This window comes from Gardnerella rara (assembly GCF_055452355.1).
In genome coordinates this window covers 49,138-65,448 of record NZ_JBVBJP010000006.1, presented here as the reverse complement: position 1 = coordinate 65,448, position 16,311 = coordinate 49,138, and the positions used below count along the sequence as shown (strand labels likewise).

At 38.5% G+C, this 16,311-nt stretch carries 19 protein-coding genes and 1 pseudogene; all 20 read right to left on the bottom strand.

Features of this window, described 5'->3' with window-relative positions; genetic code table 11:
- Positions 1-388: 388 nt before the first annotated feature.
- Positions 389-1,000, bottom strand: coding sequence for a CadD family cadmium resistance transporter (locus ACZ0NX_RS06060; RefSeq protein ID WP_004573936.1), 612 nt, complete (start codon positions 998-1,000; stop codon positions 389-391).
- 148 nt (positions 1,001-1,148) lie between these two features.
- Positions 1,149-1,427, bottom strand: coding sequence for a hypothetical protein (locus ACZ0NX_RS06055; protein WP_415689813.1), 279 nt, complete (start codon positions 1,425-1,427; stop codon positions 1,149-1,151).
- A 188-nt stretch (positions 1,428-1,615) separates the two neighbouring features.
- Entirely contained in the window at positions 1,616-1,795 is a 180-nt protein-coding gene (locus ACZ0NX_RS06050) for a hypothetical protein (protein ID WP_004114740.1), read from the bottom strand.
- Between the two features lie 259 nt (positions 1,796-2,054).
- Positions 2,055-3,086, bottom strand: a complete 1,032-nt coding sequence (locus ACZ0NX_RS06045; protein WP_464406118.1) for a PDDEXK nuclease domain-containing protein — start codon at positions 3,084-3,086, stop codon at positions 2,055-2,057.
- Positions 3,087-3,587: 501 nt separating this feature from the next.
- On the bottom strand, positions 3,588-3,890 hold the full coding sequence (locus tag ACZ0NX_RS06040) for a Fic family protein (protein ID WP_464406147.1): 303 nt from the start codon (positions 3,888-3,890) through the stop codon (positions 3,588-3,590).
- A 466-nt stretch (positions 3,891-4,356) separates the two neighbouring features.
- A pseudogene (locus ACZ0NX_RS06035) lies at positions 4,357-4,647 on the bottom strand (hypothetical protein); the annotation flags it as partial.
- A 237-nt stretch (positions 4,648-4,884) separates the two neighbouring features.
- Positions 4,885-5,025 (bottom strand): hypothetical protein, encoded by a 141-nt coding sequence (locus ACZ0NX_RS06030; RefSeq protein ID WP_415689804.1) that lies wholly within the window; start codon positions 5,023-5,025, stop codon positions 4,885-4,887.
- A gap of 117 nt (positions 5,026-5,142) precedes the next feature.
- Positions 5,143-6,024 carry an Abi family protein gene (locus tag ACZ0NX_RS06025; protein WP_464406116.1) on the bottom strand — a complete coding sequence of 294 codons (882 nt, stop codon included), beginning with the start codon at positions 6,022-6,024 and terminating at the stop codon, positions 5,143-5,145.
- 277 nt (positions 6,025-6,301) lie between these two features.
- Complete coding sequence (locus ACZ0NX_RS06020; protein ID WP_004133090.1) at positions 6,302-6,625, bottom strand: type II toxin-antitoxin system RelE/ParE family toxin; 324 nt, start codon at positions 6,623-6,625, stop codon at positions 6,302-6,304.
- Positions 6,625-6,927 carry a type II toxin-antitoxin system RelB/DinJ family antitoxin gene (locus ACZ0NX_RS06015; protein ID WP_004133089.1) on the bottom strand — a complete coding sequence of 101 codons (303 nt, stop codon included), beginning with the start codon at positions 6,925-6,927 and terminating at the stop codon, positions 6,625-6,627. Before ACZ0NX_RS06015 ends, ACZ0NX_RS06020 begins: the two co-directional genes overlap by 1 nt.
- A 441-nt stretch (positions 6,928-7,368) precedes the next feature.
- Positions 7,369-7,953: a DUF7010 family protein gene (locus ACZ0NX_RS06010; protein WP_415688505.1), complete on the bottom strand. Its 585-nt coding sequence runs from the start codon at positions 7,951-7,953 to the stop codon at positions 7,369-7,371.
- A 26-nt stretch (positions 7,954-7,979) separates the two neighbouring features.
- Entirely contained in the window at positions 7,980-8,147 is a 168-nt protein-coding gene (locus ACZ0NX_RS06005) for a CD1845 family protein (protein WP_415688509.1), read from the bottom strand.
- Positions 8,148-8,454: 307 nt separating this feature from the next.
- Positions 8,455-8,889 carry a cytidine deaminase family protein gene (locus ACZ0NX_RS06000; protein WP_464406114.1) on the bottom strand — a complete coding sequence of 145 codons (435 nt, stop codon included), beginning with the start codon at positions 8,887-8,889 and terminating at the stop codon, positions 8,455-8,457.
- 480 nt (positions 8,890-9,369) lie between these two features.
- Positions 9,370-10,848 (bottom strand): Lsa family ABC-F type ribosomal protection protein, encoded by a 1,479-nt coding sequence (locus tag ACZ0NX_RS05995; RefSeq protein ID WP_004113321.1) that lies wholly within the window; start codon positions 10,846-10,848, stop codon positions 9,370-9,372.
- A gap of 107 nt (positions 10,849-10,955) precedes the next feature.
- Positions 10,956-11,240 carry a hypothetical protein gene (locus tag ACZ0NX_RS05990; RefSeq protein ID WP_004114737.1) on the bottom strand — a complete coding sequence of 95 codons (285 nt, stop codon included), beginning with the start codon at positions 11,238-11,240 and terminating at the stop codon, positions 10,956-10,958.
- 91 nt (positions 11,241-11,331) lie between these two features.
- A complete protein-coding gene (locus ACZ0NX_RS05985) occupies positions 11,332-11,925 on the bottom strand; it encodes a DUF4097 family beta strand repeat-containing protein (protein WP_464406112.1) in 594 nt (197 codons plus the stop codon).
- 392 nt (positions 11,926-12,317) lie between these two features.
- Positions 12,318-12,788, bottom strand: a complete 471-nt coding sequence (locus tag ACZ0NX_RS05980) for a GNAT family N-acetyltransferase (RefSeq protein WP_004111719.1) — start codon at positions 12,786-12,788, stop codon at positions 12,318-12,320.
- A 402-nt stretch (positions 12,789-13,190) separates the two neighbouring features.
- Positions 13,191-14,597 (bottom strand): class I SAM-dependent RNA methyltransferase, encoded by a 1,407-nt coding sequence (locus ACZ0NX_RS05975; protein WP_464406110.1) that lies wholly within the window; start codon positions 14,595-14,597, stop codon positions 13,191-13,193.
- Between the two features lie 42 nt (positions 14,598-14,639).
- Positions 14,640-15,383 carry a DUF3159 domain-containing protein gene (locus ACZ0NX_RS05970; protein ID WP_464406108.1) on the bottom strand — a complete coding sequence of 248 codons (744 nt, stop codon included), beginning with the start codon at positions 15,381-15,383 and terminating at the stop codon, positions 14,640-14,642.
- Positions 15,384-15,463: 80 nt separating this feature from the next.
- Positions 15,464-16,309, bottom strand: a complete 846-nt coding sequence (locus ACZ0NX_RS05965; protein WP_464406106.1) for a DUF3710 domain-containing protein — start codon at positions 16,307-16,309, stop codon at positions 15,464-15,466.
- Between the last annotated feature and the right edge of the window lie 2 nt (positions 16,310-16,311).

The window sequence follows — 16,311 nt, the reverse complement described above, 5'->3', positions numbered from 1 at the left end:
CACACTCCTTTTTCACATAAATTGGGGAACATTTACTTAAATAAAATACCATTTTGTTCCCCAATAATCAAATAATGTAGGGAACTTTTTTATGATTTTTACACCGATTTGTTCCCCAAAACATAAACAAATAAATTAATAATCACTCGCCAGCAAAATAGCCAAACTGCGCTCAAAAACCGCAAGAACACAGCTTAAAGCTGCTTCGCATTAAACCTTTTAACGATAGCCCTCGCAAACCCCTGCTACACAAGGGCAAAAACGCACCCACCTAATCAGCCTCCTGCATCAGATAGTACGATCAAGCGCCGTGACGGTGGGAAGCACCACTTATTTTTCTCGTTTGAGTTTGAACATAAAAATAGCAGATAAAGGGAAGGAAATGAATTTACACCACTTTTAGGACTTGACCTATGAAATAATTAATAGTTCCATTTTCAATCAATATATAGAGACCTAGTCCAATAAACACGACAGGTACAATTACTTTTTCGTACTTTTCCACAGTCTCTCCGATAGCAGAAATTGAGGCGAGATTTTGAGATAATTTGCATAGAATCAAAATCCCTAAGGCAAATATTACTAAACTTATACCAATCTCAATCAAACTCTTTCCTGTAAAATAAGGGATATAAATTCCTAAATTATCTCCACCCATTGCCACTGTTAAACTTGTAAATGCTAAGATTTTTGATCCATTTCCGGTAATTTTCCCCTCGATATCTTCTTCATCAATATCTTCATCCACAAAAATTGCTCTTATACCAAGACCTAGCGGAATTAGACCAAGGAGTCCGATAATCCAATCTTGTGGAATAAAATTTAAAAAGTAAGCGGCAATAAGACTAGCCAGTACAAGCAGTCCTGTACCTAAATACTGCCCTACATAAATTGATTTCAAACCTTTCTTTCCTTGACTAGCGAATAAAATAGTCAAAACAACTAAGTAGTCAATGGATGTAGAAACAAAAACTAATAAAGCGGATACTATTGTTTCCATTATTTCTCCTTTCAAAATGTTAAATTTTTTAGACAGACGCACCCTCTTCTCTCCATTGATACTCAACCCGTAACTCTTTTAACAGCAAAAAAGCACGTCAGCGACTTGCTGATATACTTTTATTTTACCTTACACTTTTCCTGTAAGCTTAACACTTTAGTTCCGTTTTGCTCCCATCAAGGAAAGTAAGATCAACCTTTCCATCGTGATGCACAGTTAGATGGTCAACCATGCTAAGACAGACGTTTTCATCGAACACTGTTAACAAGTCCTGTTTTTTCAAGTCCTCGATAAAATATTCAACTCCATCATGCCTCATTTGCTTTTCAACAATGCGAGCTTTTACTCCCTTAAGCCTTGATTCTACAGTATTGAACCTGTTCACTAGACTCGTATATTTTTTCTCATACTCATCCTGGTTCTGCAATTTCCGTGCATTTTCATTGATACAGTTGCTAATCTTTTAACGATTACCCTAACTAATCACCGGCTAAACAGGACGGACATTGAGCCTGACTTTAAGAGATTCATAAAAAGAAGTGACTATTACTGACAGAGATCAGTAATAGTCACCCAACGTGAGATATTCAACTATTGACTTGAACCAAACAAAATTCAATCAGTCTTTCGAAGGACAGTCTTAAGCGAGATCACTGTGACACCAATAACAAAAGAGGTAAAACCAATTCTAATAGCAAGTGTGCCACCCCATATTAAGGCAACCAGCATCGCGATTAAGGCAACCGTCAAGCCGAATGTCGCTACTTCACGGCAAAAACGAACGAGCTTGTCCATTTCCTTAAATACCTCCTCGTGCACATACTAATAATCAGGTTTCACTTTACCTTTTGAGCTATATTTTACCACTTCACAGGGTGGGTGCAAAGTGTGTGCACTTTTTAACGATCGAAGCAAGCTATCGTTAAAAGGTTTGCCATTTATTAACAAATCTTAAATGCTTCAAATCCACTAGCAGACAACAAACAGTTTTAGAATACAAAAAGGCGGTTAGATTTTACTCTAATCACCTTTTACGCATTATAATTATTAAATTTTATTCGTTTGTTTCTCCCGCAATATCTATATATTCCTTTAATTTTCGTTGCAACAAATTCTTATCTATCAGTTTTAATGTATACTCAGATACCATTGTAGGCGAAAGACTTCTACTTAATGCAAATTCTACTACCTCATCATCTTTTGAAGCACAAAGGATTACTCCTACGCTTGGATTTTCAGTTTGTTTCTTTACTTCTCTATCCAGTGCTTCTAAATAGAGGTTCATTTTTCCGATATATTCCGGTTTAAACTCTCCAATTTTTAATTCAAATGCAACTAAACAGGATAATCCCCTATGATAGAATAACAAATCTATATAGTAATCATGATTGCCAACCTGTACCCTATACTCATTACCTATAAAAGAAAAATCTTTCCCAATCTCTAAAATAAAGTTCTTCAAATTCTCTAGAATTGACTTCTGAAATTCTCTTTCATTCCCAAGCTCGGGAGCATCGATAAATTCTAAAACATAACTGTCCATAAACAAATTATGCGTCTCTTGTTTTACCCTTTGTATAGCAGGCAAATTATTACTATTTGAAAGCATATAACGCTCATAATAGCCACTGTCCATCTGCCTTACCAACTCTCGGTGAGTTAGATTCTCGTTAATAGCTAAGTTAATGTAAAATTCTCTTTCTTCTTTACTCTTAGAACCAGATATTATTTTCAAATGATTAGACCAGCTCAATTGTGTCAACAACGTTGACACTTTTTCATCATCCTTATATATCTCATAGAATTGCTTCATTCTATAAAGTCCTCTACGAGTAAATCCTTTTAAATCAGGATAATTTTCAGAGAAAAAATCAGCAACATTTTCCACAAAATTTGACCCATAAGCTGCTTCTTTACTTTTCTCGCTTATATACCTTCCCACTTCCTGATACATCAAGATTAATTCTTCATTAACTTTTCTATAAGCGCGATCCTTTGCACTTTCGACAATCTTAACAATATCATCAAACTGATGATTATCTTTTCTAATACCTGTATTCTGCAATACCATCTTAGCCTTATTCATTTTTTCACCTCCCTCATATTTACTTTCTTTCACCCTACTTATACTACAAAAAGTATAACATTTTTGGGGAGGATTTCCCCACTCCGAAATTAGTGGGTATTACTTACAATATGCAACTAGACTGCACGCAAGTAGGTGTCATCAAAACGCTATTTCGATTCAGCAGGATTTGTAAAGGAGCGCCACTGATTTTGTATGGCTCGATTGCTCCAGATTGATGTCAGATTTTCGCGATCGTTCGCGGGAATTTATCAAAGCGTGTTTTTGCCCGGAAACACACCGATTTTTGCCCTCATACGTTCTCGAAAACAGTTCAAAGACCATGTTCCTGCCTAATAATATGCAAACGCACAGATTTACCAACTGCCTCAAGACTTCGCTCTGAGGAAATAAGTCCGAAATGCCATCGTCTCGACATACCTATTCGTGAAACCAAAACTATACATTGAATGTCCGTTTTCCTCTATTCGATATATGGTTTCTGTCTCCAATGGTCGCTTTTTAATCTTCAATGTTTACTTTTTTATATTTCTGGTTCCTGCTGTTTGGCTTATCTTGTATCGTCATTTCTATTTTTCCTGCACTAAGCAAAGGCTTGATATATTTTTCAGAAAAGTTTCTTCTACCGGTCAGACCCATAAATTCTTGCATTTCTTTCCGACTACGAGGAACGATACAAAATTGAAGGAGAGCTTGTATCGCAACTTGCTCTCTATCTTGTTCCCTATCTTGTTCCCTTGGATCAAGTTCTTCGGTCGGCCCGACTGTAGCCGTTGCAGCCTCAGAAAGAGGAATCACTGTCATAAAAACATCTGCCTCTGTAAAGACAGGCTCTCCACCAGAATACATCTTCGTGTATTTATAGCTGTTGCGCATACCACTTCCAAGCTCGTCAGCAAGACCAATCTCACGGAACACTTTTGCTATCGGCGGATTCTTTGCGAATGGCTTGAATGTGTTCAGATTCAAGTTTCCGTGCCCATGCGCAAGGTTCGCATTCTCTGTTGTAATCTTATCCCGTTCAATGACAAGCTTCGGTACATATCCACTGGAAAAATCACGATGCATGAGCAGGTTGGAAATAATCTCACGCAGGATTTTATCTCTTGCGCTTATCCGCTGGACACCATCCAATGTAAAAACATCATTCAGATGCTTCTTTCCAAATTCCATCAGACGATCATAACTTTCAATCAGGTTTGTGATCACCACATCCCTGTCATCATAACGATCAACATTAAACACTCTGAAAATAGCGTCTGTCTTATGCTGAGTCAACTAATTTGATTGGCTTATCTCCAAGAGTGACTTTAGACAAATCATAGTGAGAATCAAGAATGTCTCGTGACACAAAGAGATACAATTCATCCTTATTCATATAGTTTTCTGGTATACGAAACTCTTCTTGAGACACCGCTACTGTTTCCCAATGATACGACGCAAGCGCCGCCTTCTCATCATCGTCAGCACATCCCGTAAGAGAAAAGAGAGAACCTAGCAGCAGAAGCATAACAAGACAACTTTGAAAAATGGTTTTACAAAAAATAGTTTTACTTCTCATAACACTACTAGCCTCCTTTTCGTTAACACCACTTTGTATCAAATGATTATAAAACAGATTATTAAGTAAACAAGATCTCCTATTCGCTCTGATTACTGTAATAATCTTAATAAATATCCTATTTTTTTTATTAATTTGTCTAGACTATCGACACTAATTTCTTCATTTACTAGCAAACTATACTTTTCATAAACAGCAAGATTCACGAAACAGAAGAACCAACATAATCATGCACATTTAATGCTTCCAACAATATTCCCTCATAAACGAAGCAATTACCTGCAAATCTTCACCCTCATAATATTCAACAAGCAACTTCTTAAACTCAGGAACCTTAGTTTCTGGAATAACCAACAAGCCCTGACCATGAGAAATCAAATAATGTAAGGAACTTTTTTACGATTATTCCACCGATTTGTTCCCCAAAAACACAAGCAACTAGAGCACAATAACACTCTTCGCTAAATTTAAATCTATAGCAATTTAAACCAGCACTTAAAGGATTTCCTCCCAATTTTTAGGAAATCCCATAAAATCAAATCTAAACGAACTTTCATATTTAGCAAACGTATTTTTCAAGTCTTTCAAAAGAGAACACCACTGTTCATTTGCTTTTAGCATTCTTTTAGTAATTAAAAGTACAGGAAATATTTTATTTTGTTTCCCTTTATATTGAAGATTCTCTTTATAAAGGCGCGGATTTTCTTTTAAAGGCATATTATAAAGTCTGGTATAGTGTGCACAAATATTTCTTACTTCTACTAAACATAAAATCCAGTTTTTTAAATATTTAGGATCAGTATTGTAATAGCGAGATATATTTTTTTGATCTTCAGTTTTTAAAATGCTAAACAATGAAGATAAACTCCCAAAAGACATTAATTCCACAGAAACCCATATAGGAAATTGACTATTATATTTTTCTATGTGATGCTTAACAAAAGGTTTATTTTTTTGTCGTTCAATTTCTTTATTCAAGCTTTTTATAAGAATAGAGTAAATAGATTGTCCTTGTTTATTTGTCTTGCAAACAAAATTAGTCTCACTCATCAATACTTCAGGACCGTATTTGATAGATAAGTAATAGGCAATCTGAGTTCTAAGTTCTATCTCAATTTGCTCTATAGTTCGCATTAGATTATTTTTAAATTGACTATCAAAGCAATAAAGATTAAACAGCTGTTCTATGCTAACAGTGTCTTGATAATACTCCTTGTTATTAGCATTCTTCAACCCTACACCATAACCAGAAAGTCTGTAATAGTTGACTTTCGTCAAAATTCCTTTTGCAAATTCAATGTTAGAAATTTTTAAATGATGGTCATTTACAAGTCTTGCAATTTGTTGATCATACGTTAAAGCTGGCTTCAATGTCATACGTATACTCTTTCATACAAAAAGCCCTCTCCGTGGTCCGCATGTAGAAGAACTACATTAAGCGTGGAGAGGTTCTGTTAATACGATTGTATCATGCCGCATTTATAAATCAACCTAATCAGCCCTTGACATCAATACGACAGTCTCGACGTGGATTGAGAGAACGGGTAGTATAGCTACACTTTTTTGAGTGCACACTATGGATATTGGGTGCACTTTTTAACGATAGGAAAAGCTATCGTTAAAAAGTTTAAGATTGGCTTGATAGCGCGTTACATTACAATTCTTCCAGTTGTTTAGTCTGGTCTCTTCTCACGTAGATAACCGCGAGTATTTGAACTTCTTTTCTACTATCATCAACACAAAAATAAACGTAATAATTTTTTACGCGTATTCTTCTAAAACCAAGTTCACACCACGGCTGCTCACTAATTAACTTCACACGATAAGGCATCGTCTGCAAAGACATCATTTCCGACTTCAACAGCTCGAGCATTCTTTTAGCCACTATCGGTGCTTGTAACTCCGTGGCGATATATTCTCGAATAAGTGCAAGATGCTCTTTCGCCTGACGAGTGACTTTTATCTTATACTCATCCATTAAAGACCTCGTTCAAGATCTTCAAAAACATCATCTATCGGATAACTATCACCACGAACCGCCTGATCATAACCTTTAGCCATCAACGCGTTAAACGTTTTCTCATCCATATCATCTTGTGCTGGAAGCGACTTTGGAATAGTAAGCGAAAACGGAATACCCTTATTAAGAATGATTTGACGATAAAACATGTCAATAGCCGTAGCCCTAGGAACTCCAATCGTTTCCAAAATCTGCTCCGCCTGCTGCTTAATATTTTCTTGTATTCTCACATTCACATTCGCTGTCTTAGTAACTGCCATATAAACCAACCTCCATACACACATCATAAAATACTGTATCGCATATTGCAACACAATTTATATGAATAAGATCCCTCAGCTGCCATACATGTTTTTCGTGTTCGTGTTACCTTCGCATTGCCTTTGTATTACCGCTTTTTATAGCACGGTCAAGTACTATGATGCCGGCGATAACTCCATCTATTCTATAGGTTGATTTTTGAACATAAGAATAGACTAAAGAAAATTCAATAGTCTGGATTTTATAACATCCCCACATGAAATTGAGTGGTCTAGTTTCATCACGTGTTGTATACAACGAAAACTTACCCTTAAACTATGAAGCTATTTCTTTGAACTCTGAAACTTTAGCCTTGAATTCTGAAACCTTTTTAGACATCAAAAAAGACGGTATTACTACCGCCTTAATTATTTACACATAACGTATTTAGATTTAGATTTCTATTTCATAGAAACTTGATCCTTGCTAAGCTCTACAAACTGGGATTTGTTGTAGTTATCTCCCATTTTCTTTAATTCCATATGTAATACACAAGCAAATACTATCTCAATAACACATGCCGCAACAGCAACCGTTGTGCCGTTTAATGCACATCCTAAAATCAAGGAAATCATCGGAATGGAAATTGCAGCAACTGTATATCCCTTTGATTGATACAACCATGAATAGGGAAATAAATGTGCTCCAAACACCATAGCGTATACCATAATCATCTTTTCCGGAACCGCACTAAACACCCACATAACGATTAATAAATAAATCATTTGATTTAAGGTGAAAATGAAGCCTAATTGTCCAAGTGGATTTTGTTTTGAAAAGATATCCACCTTTATAAGTTTACCAATGAGCCAAGCCAGCGGTAATAATGGGCATGAACAGCAAAATACCAATAAATTTTTCATATCCATATTGATATCTAAAATTGACACAAGTACTATCAGAATCCATATAATCACCGATGCCATGATAAATGGCAATCCTTTTTTCTGCTGAATTGCAATTTCTTTTCTTAATTCATCCACCATTTTCTCCTCCAGAAATTCAAATTTGTCTACACTGCCTTAATCTTATAATTTATCAATTCAATAAACGATATCACAGTCACTCCTATCATCGGAAGCTCATAGGGACTAAATAGGAAACCGATAGCCAAGCCAGATATATCTATTCTAACTTCTCCTTGAATACAAGAAGTTAGCGCCCCAAATATGCAGAACATCATAATGATCAACATTGAACACTCTGAAAATAGCGTCTGCCTTATGCTGAGGCAACACGGACATGATACGGTTATCCGTACCAAAGAGCAAGACTGCCGCAAGTGTGATACCTTCTTTGCCCGTTTCCGGATCCTCAAGTATAAGCCCACAGCTTCTGAGCATCTCCTCATCCGTCATGTCAACACACAGACGGCACTCAGTATTCACTCTCGCCATTCTCCTTGCTCGATACATAAAATCATGGCGAAGGCTTGAAACCAGTGATGACAGTGTGGGAGACTTGATCTATCTATACAAGCGGGAGGGTCATTTTGCTTTCGCTTCAGCATATCTATCTTTGCCCCACCAATTTGGCATGAGCTCCTTCAACGTGACAGTCTTCCGCTGTTCAAAGTCCTCCATAATCTCCATTTTTTCATTTTCTTCATTCAATTGATAAAAGAACTCTCTACACGCTCCACAAGGCATACCGCTTCCCGCGCCATAAGGTGCCTTGTCGCGGAATGCGATAAAGCGCTTCACCTTCGTCTGTCTGCTATTCACATACATATTAAGAGCAGCCACGCGTTCTGCGCACAAATTAAGAACCCCACTGCAGCTCTCAATGCAGAAACCCGTGAAAATTTCTCCGTTTTCAGCTTCTATTGCACATACAACATGATGTGCGTAAATGAATGGAGAAACTTCCTCCGGATGAAATTGTGGCTTCGCCTTTTCATACATTGTATCCCAAATATCCATATATTCCTTTTCTCCTAAAATATCTGAATTTATCGCATAGGCCTTCCTATTTGAATATACTATAGTTTCATCATGATCTTTCCTGCCGAAAACTATTATCCGAATTAGATATCTATCTCACAGCCACAACTACCCCAACATCTAACTCGGCAACTCAACATAGTGACATCTATTAAGGCAACTCAACTCTCACACTTTTTGACCTGATCTGCCCTTGGATAAGTTACCGAGAAGCGTTCGTCCTGCCTGATGCTGAATTTGCCCGATTGCCTGAAAACCGCAGTATTACTGGACTTTCGCGACTATTTCCTCTCGACACTTGACATCAATACGACAGTCTCACGTGTATCAAGACTACCCTTATGATAACCATGCATCAATAAAAGAGCCTTAACGTTCATTGCAGGAGAGAAACTGGCAAGGGGAATGTCGTATGATGATAAAAGTCTAAGGCACTACAAACTGGGATTTGGATTTTACTTAAAATTGTATTATTTTATTAGCGATATCTTCTACAAATCGCTTATCGTGTTCCACAAATATGAGTGTAGGCTTTGCTTCTTTTATAATTTCCTCAATCTGTATTCTTGATATTACATCTATATAATTCAGTGGTTCGTCCCAAACAAATATATGAGCTGGCTTTGAGAAACTTACAGCAATTAAAACTTTCTTTTTTTGTCCATCACTATAATTCTTCATATCCATTTCAAATAATTCTCTTGAAAAATCTAATTTTCTTAGAATTGTTTTACACAATGTTTCATCAACATCTTGCTTGTGAATATATTCATTTAGGCTACCTGTTAAATTAGATGTGTCTTGAGGAATATACGAGATTTTTAAATTACCTGCTAATTTTATCTCACCTGTATACTCGTGATTTATACCTAATAAAATTTTAATCAAGGTTGATTTTCCGCTACCATTACCCCCATATATAGCCACTATGTCGCCTTGCTTTATCTCGAAACTTACATTATTTAGGATCTGTCTCTCTCCATAGCATGATGATAAATTGCTAACCGATATTAGAGGATTTTTATGATGATGTAATGGATGCAATAATAGACTTTCCTTTGTTTCGATATCTTTTAGTAAACTCTGTTTTTCTTCTATTGCCTTGTTTTGTCTATTCTCCAAATTCTTAGATTTTTTCATCATCTTGGCTGATTGATGACCTATATGTCCTTTGTCTGGTTTTACACCTGATACTTTTACACCATTTTTAGTATTTTCAATTTTATCAGACCAAATTTGACTTTGTCTTGCAGACTCTTTTAATCGTTTAATATCTTTTCTTAATCTCTCATTTTGACTAATTTCAAATTGGTCTTTCATCACTTTGTTTTCATACCATGATGTAAAATTTCCCGATTGGACATCAATAGAATTCCTGTTAATAGAAATAACATGATTGATACAACCATCTAAAAAATCTCTATCATGAGATATAAGCAAAAATCCTTTTTTACTTTTCAGATATTCACTTACAATTTTTCTTCCGTCCATATCTAAATGGTTTGTTGGTTCATCAATAAGTAAAAAGCCATCTTCTCTTGTAAACAAAATAGCTAAAAGGATTTTTGTTTGTTCCCCTTTAGAAAGCGTTTCAAACTCTCTGTAAACAAGGTTCTCATCTACATTTAGCAAACTGAGTTCTCTAAATAACTTCCATTCTTCATCATCTGATATTAGTTCTTTATATAACTCAATTCCTAATTTTGAAGTATCGCTTATATTTGGTGGAAATTTAATAAATTCAACATCCTTGCTTATTTTACCTTGATAAGTTTCTTGATTTAAAAGTAACTTAAATAGAGTTGATTTACCGATTCCATTTCTTCCTATCAATCCCGTTTTCCAGTTTGTATCAAAGGAAAACGATACATTTTTAAATATGGGTTTTACATATCCATAATATGAGAAAGTGAGGTTTTCAATTTTAATTACTGACATAAAACGCCTCCCTAAATTATCATTTACCGCCCGGGTGCAAAGTGTGTGCACCTTTTAACGTTTAGTTTTTCATGTATTACTACGGTTATCACTGCTTTGCTTTTCAGTCATTTCAATTCTCGATTAGGTAATTTTCCAGTTCTCAAAGCGACAGTAACAAACTCAACCTCTTGCAAGCACTTCTCGCAAAGTTCATAACCTTCATTGAAGTTCACTCTTGACCTAAATGTGCTAGCAATGAATTCGCATGGTGAGGTGATCCTTTCAACTACACCGCACCGTTCGCACTCAGCATACACATTCCCATCCTTAATCGGAATAAACATTCCATGATCTTTCTCATTTCCCATGACGCTAACATCTTCGAAATCATCAAATTTTACATAGAGCATATACGGCTTCCTCCTTTATCGGTATGTCTATATACGCTCTAATTCCAACTTATATCAAGTTTTATTGCTTCTTTTTTGATCTATATGTCTGCTACTTCGCAATAGCTTTCCCATTAAGACAGTGCACCATGTAATGCGCAAATCCATCGTTTTTACAATTTACCTTCTTCTTATCTGAAACCTCGGTGACACCATTCTCACAATCTACTTCAAGGCTTGCATCCTTGGTGATTGTTCCTTCTAAAATACTCATGCCATTTAACGTATCAAGCGTACAAACATGAGTTACTTCTACGTTTGTTGCTGAAACCAACCCATTATAACATTTAAGAAAGACATCATCCGCCTTCAAATTAACAACTTCTACCTTGCCATTGTTCACTTCTACATAAAGCTTACCAATCTCAATATCCGTGATGAGCACTTGATTAGAATCAGATTCAACCTCACAAACTTCCACATCATGTGGCAAACTCACAACAATTTCAGGCATACCCTGAGTAAGCCACCTCACCCAATTCGAAGCTGAGACTTTTTTAGTTTGAATAAGCCTTATAACATTTTGCGCTTCCTCAACCCTCAATATATCTTGTTCACAGTTAACAAAGCTCACACCAAAGGTATCAGCACGTTTCACCGTTAAACGAACATCTTTCGTCTCTGCGATAAACTTCTTATTATCCATTCCTTAAGCACCTCCTCGTGCACATACTAATAATCAGGTTTCATTTTACCTTTTGAGCTATATTTTTCCACTTCACAGGGTGGGTGCAAAGTGGGTGCACTTTTTAACGTTAACATCCTGTGCACTCGACCCTAGAGCGTCGATATCTTACCTCATACAGAAAAACTGCGCTCTTAGAAGATTATGACAAGAAGAATGTGTTTGATATTGAAGAATATATAAAGAGAAAAGGCAAAGTTAAGCTTAATAGAAATACTGTAATTACAAGATTAAACGAGTAAACACTAGGTATGTCTTATCGACATGTTCGTATGCAGAAACATATCCATGAACCTTTTAACAATTATCTCTGCCTATCGTTAAAAGGTTTCAAGCAAATAAACTTAGAGTTCTCACACTCCTAGATATTTAATATATATTTGACACGGATTCCACTCATCCCATAAAGTTGGAAAACATTCCAATTCTTTATATCCCATCGCGATATAAAAATGATTTGTAATATCATATTCTTTGTAGTGTCCCATCTGAACAGTTTTTACCTGTGAGTATGTGTAACCCATCTTCCTTGCCATAGCTTCGTATGCTTTGTTAAGTACCGAGCCAACTCCCATTCTATGGAATTTCTTTTTTATACCCATCACAAAAATCTCTGCACAATCCTTGCTGGTTGCGTTTAACACAATAAACCCAACAAGTTTATCATTAATATAACAAGCAAGAAAAGGCTTTTCCTGTGAATCTTGAATATATTCTTCTGTACTTTCTGGCATTCCAAACCATTCTTGAAGATCATACAATACTTCTCTCGATACAGATTCCTTTTCTAGTTTATTCTCAATTTCTTTTACTTTTATATTCAATCCAGTCCTCCACAAACTCTAATTTATTCTTGTCATCAATACTAGAGCCTCCGCCGTCGAATCTTTCCAATCGAAGCTTCCTATTCGGTCGCTTCTCTTGGAGATTCTTGACATGAGACCTACCTCTGCTTCGCATCGATTAGCTTTGCTAATCGCGCGATAGCAGGGTTAGAGCTTCAACGTTGATTGACATTCCCCACTTCACCAGCTGGGTGCAAAGTGGGTGCACTTTTTAACGTTAACATCCTGTGCACTCGACCCTAAAGCGTCGACATGTTCCCTCATACAGCAAAATCACGCTCAAAAACCGCGAGAACCCAGCTTAAAGCCGCTTCGCATTAAACCTTTTAACGATAGCCCTCGCTAACCCCTGCTACACAAGGGCAAATTTGCACCCACCTATTAAGCCTTTGACATCAATACGACACTCTCGACGTGATGAGTGTTGGGATATATATCGAACGCGCGCAAAGACTGAACGCTGTAACCAAGCTCCCTAAACGTGCCAACATCGCGAGCAAGACTAGTAGGATCGCAAGCAACATACACAACGCTTCTTGCTCCAGACTTCGCAATCTGCTTACAAACTTGAGCTTTAGCACCAGCGCGCGGAGGATCTAACACAACAACATCTGGATGCGCAAATCGGCGCACAATCTTAGATGACTTACTCGCCTTAAACACCTGCGATTCAAGCGTTTGCGCAACATCGCCTTCAAGAGCTTCAACAACATCCCTGCTAAGACCTGCGCGCCCAATGTTTCGCCTTGCATTCTTTACAGCAATCGGCGCACCCTCAATGCTAAGCACTCGAGCTGGTTCTGCAGAACCAATTGAATCTGCAGCACCATTAGAATCCCCGCCAACATTAGCCAAAGTCGCAAGCGGAATCGTAAACAAACCTGACCCAGAATACAAATCCCACAAAACCGTATTCTTGCTACGCCCATCAAGCGCAGAACGAACTAATCCCAAAACGTAGTTCACCAAATGCTCTGGAGCTGCGCGGTGAATCTGCCAAAAACCGCGCGCGTCAACATCGTAGTCAAAAGTACGCATACGCGATGAATCGCCAGCAGCCGCAACGCGCACGCGCTCGCGCAATAAAGCCGATCCTGCAACCAACTCATCATTTACTATAAGCGCATAATTTTCGCCAATTGCACTAAGAAGCGCAGACTTATCATTAAAATCTAAACCATCAACTCGAGGCTCTGGAACAGCAAGACGAATTTGCGCATTTGGCGAGAAAGAACGATTCCACAAGTCCAAAGAATCCGCAACAGCCAAAACCGCGCGCGACGCAAGCGGCATAGTATCAATCGCAATGCGATCATGCGACTCGCGCTTACGCATAGACAATCGCCCTTCATCATCCGCAACCAACTCCATGCGCGTACGCCAATTAAATCCGTTAAGCTCCTCGTCCCCTGGAATGCGCTCAACACTAACATCGCTTTCCGCAATATCCATGTGCGCTAAACGTTGGAATTGATTGGCAATCACGGAAGCCTTCCAACGAATCTGACCAGGCAAAGAAACGTGAATTAAATCCGCTCCTCCAACTCCGCCGCCCTGAGACAGCGGACCCGCGAGCTTCCAGCGAGGCTCCACACGATCCGCACTAGGCTCCAAAACTTCTACAACTTCGCCAGTAAAAAAGTGCGCTTTTGCACGCATCGGCTCATCCATACGCACAACAACCAGCTCACCAGGGAGGGCAAATCGCACGAACACAACGCGTCCTTCGAGATGACCTACGCATCTGCCTTGATCCGCATATCGCTCGATTCGCATCGTCACTTGCATAGATTACCCCTTAGTTTTACGCTTTGTTAAGATGATTTTTTGTTAAGCCGATTTTACTTCGCTAGAATTTACTTCACTCTGCTCTACTTCTCGATTTTTATGATGAAGACGCATAAACGGCGTTGCAATAATCAAGTAAGAAACCCAAATTGCCAGCGCCCAAAACGGCAATCCCATAAGCAATCGAACAGTGCCAAGCCACACAACGTGATTCGTCAAATATAATGGCACTTGCAAAACCAGTCTCAGCGCAAAAACGCCAATCCACAATCCAGTAACATACATGTATGCACGCTTAAGTGGCCTGTAATCAAGCCATTCGTGAAGCCACGCGCCAAAATTTTCCGTAGGCATTTTGCGAATCGACTCAATCACAAGCCCAAGCGCTGGCACGCGAGCAATCAGCGAAATCGCAAGAAGCGCACCATACACAGCGTTTGTAATAAAGCCCATCATATAGTAGTCGCGCGCTTGATGACTCGTCCACACCCAAATAAGGCAGATTCCAACGGAAACAAGCCCACTAATTGCTCCCATAATTGACTGGCGCTGAATAAGGCGCACTACAACTTGCAAAACTGCAAGAACAGCCGACGCAATAACCGTTGTTTGCACATTTCGTGTTACAACAAAGCAAATAACAAACAGCAAGCCTGGCAGCATGGATTCGATTACTCCTCGAACTCCGCCAAGGGAGTCAATCACGGAAAACGCTTTTTCTTCGGATCCAATTGAAGCCAAAGAAGCTAATCCCGAGCGTTTTTTGCCGCGCACATTTTTTTCCAAGACAATATCCTTTGCTGCCTGACTTTACCGTCGAACTTTACTATATGACTTTTGCTAACGACTTTTGCTATTTGATTTTACTAACGAACTTCGGAGAACATTGGGCCGCGAGTTAGTGTAGTCTTTACTTCCACCTGCTGATCGGCACCAAGCGGACCCTTTGGACGGCCTGGAATTTCGCCAGAATTGCCATCGCCATCGCCATTGCCATCGCCAGAATCTCTAGGAACCGAAACGTCATGCATTGGAATCATATCTCTAGGAGCTAATGGTTCGTCCCCGCGATCTACAACAATGTCGCTAAACCACTTGTTAAGCAAAACGGTTTCACCGCTAGCCTTTTTTGCATCTGCAGAAGCGTTTCCAGCAGCAGCGTTTCCAGCAGAATCTGCAGCAGCTACACCAGAAAATACTCCGCGAAGCATCCAACGCGTACCGTCTACTCCAACAATTCGCGTATCCACAGTTTTATCTTCAACTTTAACTGGCAGTATAAGCTCTTTGCCAAAAACGCCATTCACTTCCCTGGCATTAGAATTTCCCTTAAGCAAATCCGCGCGAACTTCGCTCCAGATTCCTTCTGTTTTAGGAGCTGCAAACGCCTCAACTTCAACGCTAGAAGACTTATACGTAACAGTTACGCCAAGAACTTGCCCAGATTCACGCTGCTTTTTTACACGCAGCTCCATTCCCTGCAAGTACGGAATGCGAATAGCACCAAAATCAATATACGCACTTAAATCAGGAACTTTTTCGTCTGCAATATCCCACGGGCCTCTAAGGTTTCCTCGGCCTAAATAAGTATCTGCGTTATATCCACCTTCAACAAGCTCGTTTAAGGCTGAATTTTGGGATTGCAAATCCGCAAGATTTTCAGCATTTTTATCTGCATCTTTAGACTTGCGCTTTGACTTAAACCATCCCATGA

Excerpts from the sequence above, each read along its gene's own strand:
- ACZ0NX_RS06000 (WP_464406114.1), bottom strand. The coding sequence starts at position 8,889 with ATGGATATTTGGGATACAATGTATGAAAAGGCGAAGCCACAATTTCAT.
- ACZ0NX_RS06025 (WP_464406116.1), bottom strand. The coding sequence starts at position 6,024 with ATGACATTGAAGCCAGCTTTAACGTATGATCAACAAATTGCAAGACTT.
- ACZ0NX_RS05975 (WP_464406110.1), bottom strand. The coding sequence starts at position 14,597 with ATGCAAGTGACGATGCGAATCGAGCGATATGCGGATCAAGGCAGATGC.
- ACZ0NX_RS05965 (WP_464406106.1), bottom strand. The coding sequence starts at position 16,309 with ATGGGATGGTTTAAGTCAAAGCGCAAGTCTAAAGATGCAGATAAAAAT.
- ACZ0NX_RS06020 (WP_004133090.1), bottom strand. The coding sequence starts at position 6,625 with ATGGATGAGTATAAGATAAAAGTCACTCGTCAGGCGAAAGAGCATCTT.
- ACZ0NX_RS05990 (WP_004114737.1), bottom strand. The coding sequence starts at position 11,240 with ATGCTCTATGTAAAATTTGATGATTTCGAAGATGTTAGCGTCATGGGA.
- ACZ0NX_RS06005 (WP_415688509.1), bottom strand. The coding sequence starts at position 8,147 with ATGTTCTGCATATTTGGGGCGCTAACTTCTTGTATTCAAGGAGAAGTT.
- ACZ0NX_RS05985 (WP_464406112.1), bottom strand. The coding sequence starts at position 11,925 with ATGGATAATAAGAAGTTTATCGCAGAGACGAAAGATGTTCGTTTAACG.
- ACZ0NX_RS06010 (WP_415688505.1), bottom strand. The coding sequence starts at position 7,953 with ATGGTGGATGAATTAAGAAAAGAAATTGCAATTCAGCAGAAAAAAGGA.
- ACZ0NX_RS05995 (WP_004113321.1), bottom strand. The coding sequence starts at position 10,848 with ATGTCAGTAATTAAAATTGAAAACCTCACTTTCTCATATTATGGATAT.
- ACZ0NX_RS06040 (WP_464406147.1), bottom strand. The coding sequence starts at position 3,890 with ATGACAGTGATTCCTCTTTCTGAGGCTGCAACGGCTACAGTCGGGCCG.
- ACZ0NX_RS06045 (WP_464406118.1), bottom strand. The coding sequence starts at position 3,086 with ATGAATAAGGCTAAGATGGTATTGCAGAATACAGGTATTAGAAAAGAT.
- ACZ0NX_RS06050 (WP_004114740.1), bottom strand. The coding sequence starts at position 1,795 with ATGGACAAGCTCGTTCGTTTTTGCCGTGAAGTAGCGACATTCGGCTTG.
- ACZ0NX_RS06015 (WP_004133089.1), bottom strand. The coding sequence starts at position 6,927 with ATGGCAGTTACTAAGACAGCGAATGTGAATGTGAGAATACAAGAAAAT.
- ACZ0NX_RS06060 (WP_004573936.1), bottom strand. The coding sequence starts at position 1,000 with ATGGAAACAATAGTATCCGCTTTATTAGTTTTTGTTTCTACATCCATT.